We start from the raw sequence: 13724 nt of genomic DNA on the forward strand, positions 1-13724 counted from the left end.
ATCCGGCACCACGAGCCCCGGCAACACCGGGGCCGGCGGGCCAACTTGAGTCATACCCACCATGCGGTCGGGATCATAACTTTCCACCGGCCCGCACATCTCGGTGTGTGGGGGCATGACAGGGGCGCATGCTTGTTCGCATGTGCCACCTCACCGGTTCCGTCCAACCACCGGACGGGCCCGGCCCCCCGCGCTGAGCCACCCGCCGCCCGGTCCGCGCGCCCCACCGCACCACCCCGGCGCGCCGCGGCCCGCCCGACCCGGCCGCACCCCTACGCGGCAGGGGCGGCGCCCCGGCGTATCCCGGCGCGCGACGGCCGCTCCCCCTCGCCCGCCCGGCACCGCGCCGGGACCCGGGCCGCGGCCCGCCCCGGCGCGGGGGCGGCCCGTAGGCTCGGCCCCATGACCGGACACCTCTCGTTTCCTCGACAGCACGCGCGGACGCAGCGCTTCACCCTCGGGGCGCCGCGCGCGTTCAGCGTGTCCCCGGACGGCGCGCGCGTCGTCTTCCTGCGCTCGCGGCACGGCACCGACCGGGCGAACCTGCTCTGGGTGCTCGACGTGGCGCAGGGGCGGGAGTACCCGGCCGCCGACCCGGCCGTGTTGCTCGGCGGCGCGGGCGAGGAGTTGTCGGCCGAGGAGCGGGCCCGGCGCGAGCGCAGCCGCGAGGGCGCGGCCGGCGTCGTCGGCTACGCGACCGACGGTGCGGTCGAGTTGGCGGCCTTCGCCCTGTCGGGTCGGCTCTTCGTCGCCGAGCTGCGCGCGGGCACCACGCGGGAGTTGTCGCCGGCCGCCGGGCACGGGCCGGTGGTGGACCCGCGCCCGTCCCCCGACGGACGGCACGTCGCGTACGCGGCGGGCGGCACGCTCTACGTCGTCGGCAGCGACGGCGCGGCCGACCGGGCGCTGGCCGAGCCGGAGGGCCGGGACGTCACGTACGGCCTCGCGGAGTTCATCGCGGCCGAGGAGATGGACCGCTCGCGCGGCTTCTGGTGGTCGCCGAACAGCGACGCGCTGCTGGTCGCGCGGGTGGACGAGTCCCCCGTACGGCGCTGGTGGATCGCCGACCCGGCCAACCCGGACCGGGAGCCGACCGAGGTGGCCTACCCGGCGGCCGGCACGCCCAACGCCGTCGTGACGCTCGCGCTGATCGGCCTGGACGGCACACGCACCGAGGTGACCTGGGACCACGGGCGGTTCCCGTACCTGGCCCGGGTGCACTGGTCGGCCGACGGCCCGCCGCTGCTCCTGGTGCAGGCCCGCGACCAGCGCACCCAGCGCTACCTGACGGTCGACACCGCCACCGGCGAGACGCGCACCGTGCACGCGGACGAGGACGACGCGTGGCTCGACCTCTTCCCCGGGGTGCCCGCCTGGACCCCGGACGGGCGGTTGGTCCGGATCGCCGACGAGGCCGGCGCGCGCGTGCTGATGGTCGGCGACCAGCGGCTCACCTCGGACGCCCTGCACGTCAGGGCGGTGCTCGACATCGGCGAACGGGACGTGCTGTTCTCCGCCGCGCCCGGTGATGGCGCCGGCCTGCCGCGGGTGCCCGGCGAGATCGGCGTCTACCGGGCGTGGTTCCGCGCCGGCGGTGACAGGCCCGGCGCCGGCCCGCTGCCCAACGTGCCCGGCGGCTGCGAACCGATCGCGCTCTCCGCCGACCCCGCCGTGACCTCCGCGGTGCGCGGCGGCGACGTACTGGTGCTGCCCTCGCTGGGGCTGGCCGAGCCGGGCGTGCGGGTGACGGTCGTACGGGCCGACGACGAGCGCGCGCCGGCCGACTGGGAGCGCCTGACCGAGATCGCCAGCCACGCGGAGCGCCCGGTCCTGACCGCCGCCCCGCGCCTGGTCTTCGCCGGCGAGCGGAACATCCCCTGCGCCGTGCTGCTGCCCACCGGGTACGCGAGCGGGGACGGGCCGCTGCCGGTCCTGATGGACCCGTACGGCGGGCCGCACGGGCAGCGGGTGCTCGCGGCGCACAACGCGTACCTGACCTCGCAGTGGTTCGCTGACCAAGGCTTCGCGGTGATCGTGGCGGACGGCCGCGGTACCCCGGGCCGCTCCCCCGGCTGGGAGAAGGCGATCCGGCACGAGGTGGCGGCGGTGACGCTCCAGGACCAGGTGGACGCGCTGCACGCCCTCGCCGACCGCTTCCCGCTCGACCTCGGGCGGGTCGCCATCCGTGGCTGGTCGTACGGCGGGTTGCTCGCCGGCCTGGCCGGGCTGCGTCGCCCGGACGTCTTCCACGCGGCGATCGTCGGCGCCCCGGTCACCGACCAGCGGCTGTACGACACGCACTACACGGAGCGCTACCTGGGCCACCCGGACGAGCAGCCCGAGGTGTACGCGCGCAACTCGCTGGTCACCGACGAGGGTCTGGTCGAGGCGGCCGAGCCGGCCCGCCCGATGATGATCATCCACGGCCTCGCCGACGACAACGTGGTGGTGGCCCACACGCTGCGGCTCTCCTCCGCCCTGCTCGCGGCCGGCCGCCCGCACGAGGTGGTGCCGCTGTCCGGCGTCACCCACATGACGCCGCAGGAACAGGTGGCGGAGAATTTGCTGCTGCTCCAGGTGGACTTCCTGCGCCGCTCGCTGGGACTGCCGGGTGGCGACGATGTGGCGGGTGGCCCGACCACGGAGGGCAGCGCGGCCTAACCGCCTGGCGCGTCGCCCGTGCCACCGCGCGGGTGACGCGCGCCCGCCTGCCGCGGGTGGGCCCGGCCGCGACCGGGCGGGTTCGAGGGTGGCGGCTCCACCGACAGCGGCGGGCCCGCCGGGGGTGGCGGGCTCAGCGAGGGTGGCGGGCTTGACGGGCGCGGTGGGCTCGTGGGGAGCGGCGGGCCCACCGGGCGCGGCGGACGTGCGGGAAGCGGCGGGGCGCCGTGGCCTGCCGCCGGGTGGCCTCCTGCCTCGGTACGTCCCGGCGGGTAGCTCGGTGGTAGCGGCCCCCAGCCGCCCGACGGCCCCGGTACGTGGCCAGCACTCTGTGAGACCAGCGCGAGGAGCGCCACCAGACCGGCGAGGAGTTCCACGAAGGGCAGGTAGGTAAATAGCCCGCTGTCCAGACGATCCCAGAGGCCGAGCTCGAGGTGGTGCGACATGCTGCTGACCCCGTGGGCAGTGACCAGGAAGGCGGCTGTCAGGCCGAACGGCCGGGCATGAGGGGCCCGTCTCCGAACTCGGATGCCCGCCACGATCGCGAACAGCGCCACCACCGCGGCGGGCCAGCTGTAGGGCTGACCGAGGAGCGAGGAGAGAAGCAGCACCCCGACGAGAGATTCCTTGTAGGTCTCCCAGCCTGACGGCGCCATGAGTCGCAGCTGCCACAAGATCAGCAGGACACCGGTGCCGCCCAAAGCCACGAACGCCGTTCTCCCCGCGCCCGGCGTCAGCTCGGCCAACCGGGCCGGCGGGACCGTACCGTGCCCTTGCCCGATCGCCGGCGGCGCCTGCCGCCCCGCGTCGCGCGAGCCGATGACCGTCATTAACAGCACCACGCTGGCCAATACCGCCGACCAGCAGGTGAACTGCGCTCGGGCCACCGTGCCGCTGGAGATGCCGTCCATCCAGTCGGCGTGCAGGTTCCACAGGCTGGGCAGCCGCAGCGCGATGGTGGTCACCGCGACCGCGACCAGGGCGCTGCCCGCGACCGCGGAGCGCCTGACGCTCAGGCCGGTCACCACGTACAGCACGAGCAGGACCAGGTCGTAGTAGGACGAGGCGACGACGCCGCTCGCGTCCACCCGGTAGGGCAGGTTGACCCACACCCACCACAGCCCGGCCCCGTCGACGACGTTGTTCAGGTCCCGGATGATCCAGGCCAGCGAGATGGTCGCGAACAGCGCGCAGTACAGCGCCCCGAAGTTTCGTACCTCACGCGTGATGGACCGTCGCTCACCCATGTTGGCCGCCCCCTGACCACCCCCGCGGGCGGCGACGCCGCCCGGCACCGCAGGGTTACCCAAGGGCCCGCGCCCTCAAGAGCGCCGGTGGCGGGTCGGCCGGATTACGTCGGTCGGTCGCGTCCGCCCGCCGCGCGCGATCAGTTGGCGGCCCGCCTACCAGGAGCCGGGCGGGTTCGCGGGCGGTGGGCCCGCCGGGGGCGGAGGCGGCGGGGCGCCGTAGCCGCCGCCCTGATAGCCGCCCTGCTGGTCACCCTGGTATTCGCCCTGGTAACCACCCTGATAGCCGCCGCCCTGCTGGCCGCCCGGATAGCCGTCCTGGTAGCCACCGGCCGGTTGGCCACCCTGATAGCCGCCGGCCGGCGGGTAGTCGCGGGGCGAGGGGGTCGGGCCGTAGCCGTCGGGGGTGGCGTAGCCGTCGCCGCCGTGGCCCGGTGTGGGCTGGGGGCCCCAGCCGGGTGGCGGGCCCGTGACGTGCTCGGGTCCTCGCGGGGCCAGCGCGAGGAGGGCCACCAGGCCGGCGGCGACCTGTACGAAGGACGACCACACGTACAGCTTCTGACTGGTGGCCAGCTTGTCCATGACGTCGAGGACCTCGAGCTTGAAGATGATCGACAGGTCACCGACCGAGTACGCGATGACCAGGAGGGCGGCGACCAGGCCCAGCGGCCGGACGTAGGGCGCCCGGCGCAGCGCGAGGGCGCCGGCCACCACCGCCAATAGCGCGACGAACCAACCGACCCAGCCGGTGGGCTGGCCGAGGACCGTCAGGAGGTAGCGCTCCCCGGTGAGCTGTCGCTTGTACGCCTCCCAGCCCCGGTCCTGGGCGTAGTAGATCTGCCAGCCGATCAGGACCAGGCCGATGCCGCCGAGGAAGGCGAAGGCCGCCCCCGCCCCGCCGGGCGTGGGCTCGGCGAGCCGCGCGGGCGGGGCCGTGCCGTACCGCTGCTGGTCGGTCGCCGGGGGTCGCTGCCGGGCCGCGTTGCGCGCGACGACGACCGCCAACAGCACCGCCACGCTGATCAACACCGCCGACCAGCACGTGAGTTGCGCCCGGGTGGCTATGCCGCCGGGCATGCCCTCCATCCAGTCGGCGTGCAGGTTCCACAGGCTGGGCAACCGCAGCGCGATGGTGGCCACCGCGACGGTGACCAGGGCGCTGGCGGCGACGGCGGAGTGCATGACGATCAGGCCGGTCGCCACGTAGAGCACGAGCAGGACCAGGTCGTAGTAGGACGAGGTGACCAGGCCCCCGCTGTAGGGGGAGGTCCCCAGCCCGACCCAGTACCACCACACGGTGGACGCCTCGTCGACCTCGTTCAGGTCCCGGATGATCCAGGCCAGCGAGACGGCCGCGAACACGGCGCAGTACAGCGCGCCGAAGATCCGTAACCCACGCCCGATGGTTTGCTGTTCACTCACGTTGGCCGCCCCCCTGACTGCCCCGCTCGGGCAGCGGCACCGCCCGGCACGAGGGGTCTACCCAGCGTGCGGGCGATCTAGTGCGCCGGCGGCGACGAGGTCGGAAAAAGTCTCGGCGCCCCGGGGACCTCCCGCTTTCCGTGGCCGTGCGCTCCTGTCGGCGACGCGCTCCCCTATCGGCGTGATCGGGTGCGATGGCGTGTACTGGCGGCGAAACGGCCCGGAAATCAACGGGTTTAAAGAGATTTTAGTGGCGTCTGTCGCCTTTCCGTACAGCCTGTCAAGCACGCGCCCACCTCGATCTGCAAAACCTTCGCTCAAGAAGGTGGCAGCCGCCCGGTATCCGTTCGACGCCCCCTTGACCGAGCTGGGAATTCATTGCGACAGTCCCGCTCATCCGGCGGCGCGTAGCGGCGTCCGCGGGTAGTCCACGAGCACGGCACACCCAGTGAGAAGTGCGGGGGCGCTACGCGATGACGAGTCCATTCCAGGCCGCTGCCGCAGGGCCCGAACCCGCCGCCGGCGGCGTGCCACCGGGCCCGGGACGGGTGACGAAAGAGAGCGGTCCGGGCGAGCCGGTGGTGGCCAAGGAGTTGGTCGGCCGCTCACCCCGGCAATTGATGTGGCGCCGCTTTCGGCGCGACCGGGCGGGCGTGGTCGCCGCCCTCGTGGTGCTGTTCTTCTTCGCCGTCGCGCTGCTGGCACCGGTGATCTCGTGGCTGTACGGAAAGGACGCGTACACCACCTACGGCCTGGACCGGCCGGAACTCCTCGACCCGGTCAGCGGCTATCCGATGAAACCCAACGGCGGGATAGATGGCGAGTTCTGGTTCGGAATTGAACCGAAACTCGGCCGCGATGTGCTGATGCAGCTCGTCTACGGCATTCGCACCTCGTTGCTCATCGGTCTCGCCGCCACCGTGCTCTCCACGGTCACCGGCATCGTCATCGGAGTGGCCGCCGGATATCTCGGCGGGCGCACCGACTACTTCCTTGGCCGGCTCATCGATCTGCTGCTCTCCTTTCCGCAGCAGTTGTTCTTCGTGGCCTTCATGCCGGTGGTCACCGCGCTTTTCGTGAGCCCGGAGAAGGAAACACCCACCTATTTACGGGTGACGGCGCTGGTCCTGGTGTTGTGGCTGCTCGGGTGGATGCAGTTGGCCCGGCTGCTGCGCGGCCAGGTGCTCTCGCTGCGGGAGCGGGAGTTCATCGAGGCGGCCCGGGTGACCGGGGCGTCCCCGTGGCGGATCATCCGCAAGGAGTTGTTGCCCAATCTGGGCACGCCGATCCTGGTGCAGTCCACGCTGATGCTCCCCATGTTCGTGACCGCCGAGGCGGGCCTCTCCTTCCTCGGCGTCGGGATCGTAGAGCCGACCCCGGACTGGGGGCGGATGTTCGCCAAGGGGGCCGAGTTCTACGAGGGCGACATCACCTACATGTTCTTCCCCGGCGTGGCGATGGTGGTCTTCGTCGTGGCCTTCAACCTGCTCGGGGACTCCGTCCGGGACGCCATGGACCCGAAGACCACCCGATGAGCCGGCCGCCGAAAAGACGCCGAGGTAACCGCGGACCGGCCCGCTCGGCCCCGTAGCCCGGCGGTGCCAGTCGGCGCGCCCGACAGTGACCGGCGTAACCAGGCAACACCAGGCAGACAGTGCGCAGCAGTGTTCGTCCGACGAGGCAGGTGGATGCACAGCCATGACGGTCAACCGCACATCGAAAGTCAGAACCCGTGCCATCGCGCTGGCCGCCGGGGCCCTGGTGCTCGCGGCGTGCAGCGAGGGCGGCGGGTCCGGCAGCGACCGCTCGACGGAGCCGACGATGCGGGCCCACGGCATCACCCTGGGCAGCGCGGCCGACTCCACCGGCCCCGCGAAGGAGGTGCCCGGCGCGAAGAAGGGCGGCACGGTACGGGTCCTGCAACGTGACGCGTACGAGTACCTGGACCCCGGGCAGATCTACGTCACCGACGAGCTGATCATGCAGACCGTCTACAACCGGACGCTGACCAGCTACCAGGTGGACGACAAGACGGGGAAGACGAAGCTGGTCGGCGACCTCGCGACCGACATCGGCAGGTCGTCGGAGGGCGGCCGGACCTGGACGTACACGCTCAAGGACGGGCTGAAGTTCGAGGACGGCACGCCCATCACCTCGCGGGACGTGCGGCACTCCATCGAGCGGCTGTACGCGAAGTACCAGACCAACGGGCCCCTCTACCTCCAGCAGTGGCTCTCGGGCGAGGGGCAGACCTTCCGCGAGGCGCTGCCGGACGGCCCGTACGGCGGGGACCACCTGCCGGCGTCGGTGCTCGACACGCCGGACGAGAAGACCATCGTCTTCCACTTCGACCAGCCGCGCGCCGAGGTGCCGTTCGCGGTGGCCATGCCGAACATCGGCGCGGTGCCGCCGGGCAAGGACAAGAAGGAGGGGTACAACAAGGCGCCGGTGGCCTCGGGCCCGTACAAGGTCGCCGACTTCAAGCCGGGCAAGGGCATCACGTTCGTACGCAACAAGCACTGGGACCCGAAGACCGACCCGATCCGGCACCAGTACGTGGACCGCTTCGAGGTGTCCTTCGGCCACCAGTGGACGGACTCCACGCGCCGCCTCCTCGCCGACCAGGGCGCCGACAAACAGGCCATGACCTGGAACAACGCGGTGGACCCGGCGCAGATCTCCACCGTGTTGAAGGACCGGGGGGCGATGGCGCGCTCGTTGACCCGCACCCAGCCGTACGTGGACGTCGTCAGCATCAACACCAGCCGGGTCAAGAACAAGAAGGTCCGCGAGGCACTGGCCTGGGCGTTCCCGGGCGGCCAGTACCTCCAGCAGTACGGCGGGCCCAAGGCCGGCGAGATCGCCGGATCGCTGGTCGGGCCCACCCTCAAGGGCCACAACCCCGACTTCGACCCGTTCCAGAAGCGGAAGTACCCCGGCGGCAACATCAAGAAGGCGAAGGAGTTGCTGAAGGAGGCGGGCGAGGAGGGCTACCGGATCGTCTACGCGTACGGCAACGACAAGCCCGGGCAGGACGCGTCGGTCGTCGTGGAACGGGCCCTGGAGGCGGCCGGATTCCAGGTGGAGAAGAAGGAGCTGGACCGTGGCACGTACTACACGCAGATCGGCAAGGTGAACAACACCTACGACCTGTACCGCTCCTCGTGGAGCGCCGACTGGCCCTCGGGCTCGACGGTGGTCCCGCCGGTCTACGGCGGCGAGAACGTCCACGACAGCTCGCCCAACTACTCCCACCTCAACTCCCCCGCGATCAACAAGGAGATCGAGCGGATCGAGCGGATCGAGGACCTGAACAAGGCCGCCCCCGAATGGGTCAGGCTGGCCGAACGCGTGCTGACCGAGGAGATCCCGCAGGTCCCGGTCTTCTACAACCGGCTGTTCACGCTGTGGGGTTCGGGCATCGGCGGGGTCAAGTTCCACGAGCCGTACGGCGCGGTCGACCCGACGGCCGTGTTCGTGAAGTGACGCCCCCCGCGCGCGGTGGACGGCCGCGCTCGCGCCGTGCTGGCCGTCCACCGCGCGCCGGGAACGTGATCGTGCAGTGACCGCGCCCGCCCGGGGCCCGCGCCCCCGACCCGGAGACCCGCGATGCCATGCTGAGATTCCTCATCCGCCGCTCCCTCGGCGCGGTCGTGATCCTCGTCCTGATCAGTGCGATCACGTTCTTCCTCTTCTTCGCGCTGCCCGCCGACCCCGCCAAGCTGGCCTGCGGGAAGAACTGCGACCCGGCGTCCCTGGCCCTCATCAACGAGAACCTCGGCCTCGACAAGCCGATCCCCGTGCAGTACTGGGAGTTCATGGTCGGCATCGTCGCGGGCCGGGACTTCCCCGTCGGGCACTGCGACGCGCCGTGCTTCGGCTACTCCTTCGTCAACCAGGAGCCGGTGTGGCCCACCATCGTGGACCGCTTCCCCACCACGCTCTCGCTAGCGCTCGGCGCGGCCGTGGTCTTCCTGGTGATGGGCGTGGGGATCGGGATGATCGCCGCGTGGCGGCGCGGCACCTGGGTCGACAAGCTCTTCAGCTCGCTCTCGCTGCTCGGTCAGTCGCTCCAGGTCTACTTCGTGGGCGTGCTGTGCCTGGCCTGGTTCGTCAGCGGACTGTCGATCATGGAGCAGCCTGCGTACCACCCGATCACCGAGAACCCCGCCAGGTGGTTCAGCGGCATGCTGCTGCCCTGGCTGGTCCTCTCGCTGATCTTCATGGCCAACTACAGCCGGATGACCCGCTCGCAGCTGGTCGAGCAGTTGCACGAGGACCACGTGCGCACCGCCCGCGCCAAGGGCCTGTCCGGGCGCACGGTCTTCTTCCGGTACGCCTGGCGCGGGGCGATCGCGCCCATCGTGACCATCTTCGGCATGGACCTGGGCTCGCTGCTCGGCGGCGCCATGATCACCGAGTACACGTTCACGCTGCACGGCGTCGGCCGGCTGGCGGTGGACTCGGTCCGCCTCACGGACCTGCCCATGCTGATGGGCGTGATGCTGATCAGCTCAGCGGCGATCGTGGTGTTCACCATCGTCGTGGACGCCCTGTACGCCGTCATCGACCCGCGCGTGCGCCTCGCCTAGGAGGGCTGACCCAGATGACCACCGTCACCCGTGGCGCGCCGGCGCCCGCGCCGGGCGCGGCCGGCGGCTACCTGTCCGTACGCGACCTCCGGGTGCGCTTCGCCACCGAGGACGGCACCGTGAAGGCGGTGGACGGGCTCTCCTTCGACCTGGAGCGGGGCCGCACGCTCGGCATCGTCGGCGAGTCCGGCTCGGGCAAGTCCGTCACCAACCTCACCGTGCTCGGCCTGCACGACCCGCGCACCACCACCGTGGAGGGCCGGATCCTGCTGGACGGCCAGGAGTTGACCGGCGCCGGCGAGCGCGCGCTGGAACGCCTGCGCGGCAACAAGATGGCGATGATCTTCCAGGACCCGCTGACCGCGCTCTCCCCGTACTACACGGTCGGCCGGCAGATCGCCGAGCCGTACCGTAAGCACACCGGCGCGACCAAGCGGGCGGCGCGGCAGCGCGCCATCGAGATGCTGGCCAAGGTCGGCATTCCGCACGCGCGGCGGCGCGTGGACGACTACCCGCACCAGTTCTCCGGCGGCATGCGCCAGCGCGCGATGATCGCCATGGCGCTGATCTGCGACCCCGACCTCCTGATCGCCGACGAGCCGACCACCGCCCTCGACGTCACGGTGCAGGCCCAGATCCTCGACCTGCTCGGCGACCTCCAGCAGGAGTTCGGCTCGGCGATCATCCTGATCACCCACGACCTCGGCGTGGTGGCCAACACGGCCGACGACCTGCTGGTGATGTACGCGGGCCGCGCGGTGGAGCGCGGAACCGTACGCGAGGTCCTGTCCGCGCCCCAACACCCTTACACCTGGGGTCTGTTGGACTCCATGCCCACCCTGGCCGGCGCCGTGGACACCCCACTGACCCCCATCCCCGGCGCCCCACCCAGCCTGCTCGCCCCACCCTCCGGCTGCCCCTTCCACCCGCGCTGCGGGTACGCCGCCGTGGTGGGTGGCGACCGCTGCGCGACGGAGCGCCCGGCACTGCCCTCAGGCCGGGGGGCCGCGTGCCACCTGGGCCCGGAGCGCGCGGGCGCCGTGCGGCGGGGTGGGCCGGACGCCGTCCGGCGGGGTGGCGGCGGGTCCGCGGGCGCCGGCCCGGCGGGGGCGACACGTACGGACGACGGTCCGGCGCCTACGGACGGCCCGGCACCTACGAACGATCCGCCCGGCGGAGGCCCGGTCAACAAGGAGCCGGGCGGGGACCCGAGCCGGGGAGGGGACCGATGACGCGGGACACGGCCACGGGGTGGCCCACCGAACAGGACGCGCGCGAGGGGCGGCCGGTGGGGAACGAACCCGCGCTCGGCGAGCCACTCCTCGTGGCCGAGCGGCTGACCAAGCACTTCCCGATCACGGGCGGCTTCCCGTTCCAGCGGAAGGTCGGTGCCGTACAGGCAGTGGACGGCATCGACCTGGCGGTGCACGCCGGCGAGAGCTTCGGCCTGGTCGGCGAGTCGGGGTGCGGCAAGTCCACCACCGGACGGCTGCTGACCCGCCTGCTCGAACCGACCGCCGGCCGCATCAGCTACCGGGGCCAGGACATCACGCACGCCGACCGCAAGGCCCTGGCCCCGATCCGCTCCGAGATCCAGATGATCTTCCAGGACCCGTACTCGTCCCTCAACCCCCGGCAGACGGTCGGCGCGATCATCTCCGGCCCGATGGAGATCAACCGCATCCGGCCACCCGGCGGCCGGGAGGCCCGGGTGCGCGAACTCCTGGAGACGGTGGGCCTCAGCCCCGAGCACTACAACCGCTTCCCGCACGAGTTCTCCGGCGGCCAACGCCAACGCATCGGCGTGGCCCGCGCCCTCGCCCTGAACCCCCGCCTCATCGTCGCCGACGAGCCCGTCTCCGCCCTCGACGTCTCCATCCAGGCCCAGGTCATCAACCTGCTCCAGCGCCTGCGCGCCGAACTCGGCATCGCCTTCGTCTTCATCGCCCACGACCTGGCGGTGGTCCGGCACTTCTCGCAACGGGTGGCGGTGATGTACCTCGGCAAGATCGTCGAGGTGGGCGACCGCGAGTCCATCTACGCCCACCCCCGCCACCCGTACACCCACGCCCTACTGTCGGCGGTCCCGGACGCGACGGAGTTCCTCGCGGAGGGCGGGCCGACGACGGACTCCCCCGCCAACGACCCCACCTACGGCGCTGCCCGCCCCGCCCGTCCCGCAGGCGGCGGACGCATCCGCCTCGCCGGCGACGTCCCCTCACCCATCCGCCCGCCGTCGGGCTGCCGCTTCCGCACCCGCTGCTGGAAGGCGCGCGACCGCTGCGCGTCGGAGGAACCACCCCTGACCCACATCCCCGGCAACCAGCCGGGCCACCTCGTGGCCTGCCACTTCCCGGAGGACCCGACGACCGAGCGCGGCGAGGAGGTGATTCTCGATCCGGCGTTGCGGGGTGGGGGTGTGGCGAAGGCTCGTGGTGCGGAGGGGTGAGGAGATCCTGTCGCCATCGCCCGCCCGACCCGCACCTGCCGTGCAGAACGTCGTTCGCTCTACGATGCGTTCAACCTCGCCGTCATCCGCACGGCTAGCGAAAAGCCCCGGTACGTGAGCACTTCGACCCAGCTCCGCGAGACGTTGGCGGACAGCCTCACCGAGACCGGCGCACTCACGGACCCCGAGTGGCGAAGGGCCGTCAGCGCGGTGCCGCGTGATTTGTTCGCGGGGGCCTACTTCAGGCCGGTGCCGGGCACCGTACCGACCAGCTATCGACCTGTCCGCGAAGGCGACCCCGGATGGTTGGAGGGGATCTACTCCGACGAGACGCTGATCACCCAACTGGACGGGCTGACCCGCCCCGACGATGTGGCGGAGGGGGCCGCGATCGGTTCCCCCTCCTCCTCGTCAACCCTGCCGTCTCTGGTGCTGCGCATGTGGCAACAGCTCGGCGTCGAAGCCGGTCACCGGGTGTTGGAGATCGGCACCGGCACCGGATACTCGACCGCCCTCGGCGCGCACCACCTCGGGGACGCCAATATCACCAGCATCGAATACGACCCTGTGGTCGGCGGTGCCGCCGCTGTGGCGCTCAGGGCGGCCGGCTTCGCACCACGGCTGATCATCGGTGACGGACTGCGCGGCGATCCGGACGGAGGCCCGTACGACCGACTGATCGCCACGTGCTCGGTCCGGTACGTCCCGCTGCCGTGGCTACACCAGGTCCGGCCGAGCGGGAAGATCCTCGTCACTCTCTCTGGTTGGAGTCTCGCCAACGCCCTCGTCTTGCTGGATGTGACCGGCCCCGGGGAGGCAACCGGTCGGTTCCTGCCCGGCTACACCAGCTTCATGATCGCCCGGCCGCACGACCGCCCGCCCCGGCCGGCGCTGGCGCTGCTGCCGGGAGACGAGCGCCCGAGCGAGATCGACCCGACGAAGCTCGACGACTGGACCGGAGGCTGGGTAGCGCAGCTCGCGGCACCGTCGGCCGAACGCCTGGGTACTGGCGCGGAACAGATCCTCTGGGACGTGTCCACCGGCTCACAGGCTCGGACGGCTCCCAGCCCTGATGGCGGCTGGACCGTCGTACAGCGGGGTCCCGTCCGCCTGTGGGATCAGGTGGAGCGGGCCGTGGAGCAGTGGCAGGCCGCCGGCGAACCGCACCAGGAAGGGTTCGGCATCACGATCTCGCCCGCCGGTCAGCGGGTGTGGCTCGGCACCGAGGCCGGCCCCGGGTGGGATCTGCCGATCTGACGCGCTCCCGGCCCGGGCCCACGGCAACGTCACCAAGCACAGGTTACGACCGTCCCCGGCGACGCCGCCGGACCGGAGCTGTCACCCGGCTGCCCT

Annotated in this window: 9 protein-coding genes; 7 read left to right on the forward strand and 2 right to left on the reverse strand. The window is 71.9% G+C overall.

Annotation, left to right across the window (positions count from 1 at the left end; genetic code table 11):
* Positions 1–402 precede the first annotated feature (402 nt).
* Positions 403–2661 carry a prolyl oligopeptidase family serine peptidase gene (locus OYE22_RS10415; protein ID WP_277320137.1) on the forward strand — a complete coding sequence of 753 codons (2259 nt, stop codon included), beginning with the start codon at positions 403–405 and terminating at the stop codon, positions 2659–2661.
* Here OYE22_RS10415 and OYE22_RS10420 read toward each other — a convergent pair.
* Both OYE22_RS10420 and OYE22_RS10425 read right to left on the reverse strand, forming a co-directional pair.
* Entirely contained in the window at positions 2658–3908 is a 1251-nt protein-coding gene (locus OYE22_RS10420) for a hypothetical protein (protein WP_277320138.1), read from the reverse strand. The genes OYE22_RS10415 and OYE22_RS10420 overlap by 4 nt on opposite strands.
* A 156-nt stretch (positions 3909–4064) precedes the next feature.
* Complete coding sequence (locus tag OYE22_RS10425; RefSeq protein ID WP_277320139.1) at positions 4065–5330, reverse strand: hypothetical protein; 1266 nt, start codon at positions 5328–5330, stop codon at positions 4065–4067.
* 473 nt (positions 5331–5803) lie between these two features.
* Between OYE22_RS10425 and OYE22_RS10430 the strand changes: the two genes are divergently transcribed.
* The 6 genes from OYE22_RS10430 to tgmC all read left to right on the forward strand — a co-directional run bounded on the left by OYE22_RS10430 (position 5804) and on the right by tgmC (position 13628).
* Positions 5804–6865, forward strand: coding sequence for an ABC transporter permease (locus tag OYE22_RS10430; RefSeq protein WP_277320140.1), 1062 nt, complete (start codon positions 5804–5806; stop codon positions 6863–6865).
* Positions 6866–7028: 163 nt separating this feature from the next.
* Entirely contained in the window at positions 7029–8816 is a 1788-nt protein-coding gene (locus OYE22_RS10435; RefSeq protein WP_277320141.1) for an ABC transporter substrate-binding protein, read from the forward strand.
* A 128-nt stretch (positions 8817–8944) separates the two neighbouring features.
* Positions 8945–9922, forward strand: coding sequence for an ABC transporter permease (locus OYE22_RS10440; protein WP_277320142.1), 978 nt, complete (start codon positions 8945–8947; stop codon positions 9920–9922).
* A 14-nt stretch (positions 9923–9936) separates the two neighbouring features.
* Positions 9937–11154 carry an ABC transporter ATP-binding protein gene (locus OYE22_RS10445; RefSeq protein ID WP_277320143.1) on the forward strand — a complete coding sequence of 406 codons (1218 nt, stop codon included), beginning with the start codon at positions 9937–9939 and terminating at the stop codon, positions 11152–11154.
* The gene (locus OYE22_RS10450; protein WP_277320144.1) at positions 11151–12371 is read left to right on the forward strand and encodes an oligopeptide/dipeptide ABC transporter ATP-binding protein; all 1221 of its coding nucleotides are present in this window, start codon (positions 11151–11153) and stop codon (positions 12369–12371) included. The genes OYE22_RS10445 and OYE22_RS10450 overlap by 4 nt, the downstream gene beginning before the upstream one ends.
* 114 nt (positions 12372–12485) lie before the next feature.
* Complete coding sequence (tgmC, locus tag OYE22_RS10455) at positions 12486–13628, forward strand: ATP-grasp peptide maturase system methyltransferase (RefSeq protein WP_277320145.1); 1143 nt, start codon at positions 12486–12488, stop codon at positions 13626–13628.
* Positions 13629–13724: the final 96 nt, after the last annotated feature.

This window comes from Streptomyces sp. 71268, assembly GCF_029392895.1.
Classification (GTDB): Bacteria; Actinomycetota; Actinomycetes; order Streptomycetales; family Streptomycetaceae; genus Streptomyces.

What these genes read in the sequence shown, in the direction of transcription:
- OYE22_RS10415 (WP_277320137.1), top strand. Translation starts at nt 403, where the DNA reads ATGACCGGACACCTCTCGTTTCCTCGACAGCACGCGCGGACGCAGCGC.
- OYE22_RS10420 (WP_277320138.1), bottom strand. Translation starts at nt 3,908, where the DNA reads ATGGGTGAGCGACGGTCCATCACGCGTGAGGTACGAAACTTCGGGGCG.
- OYE22_RS10430 (WP_277320140.1), top strand. Translation starts at nt 5,804, where the DNA reads ATGACGAGTCCATTCCAGGCCGCTGCCGCAGGGCCCGAACCCGCCGCC.
- OYE22_RS10435 (WP_277320141.1), top strand. Translation starts at nt 7,029, where the DNA reads ATGACGGTCAACCGCACATCGAAAGTCAGAACCCGTGCCATCGCGCTG.
- OYE22_RS10440 (WP_277320142.1), top strand. Translation starts at nt 8,945, where the DNA reads ATGCTGAGATTCCTCATCCGCCGCTCCCTCGGCGCGGTCGTGATCCTC.
- OYE22_RS10445 (WP_277320143.1), top strand. Translation starts at nt 9,937, where the DNA reads ATGACCACCGTCACCCGTGGCGCGCCGGCGCCCGCGCCGGGCGCGGCC.
- OYE22_RS10450 (WP_277320144.1), top strand. Translation starts at nt 11,151, where the DNA reads ATGACGCGGGACACGGCCACGGGGTGGCCCACCGAACAGGACGCGCGC.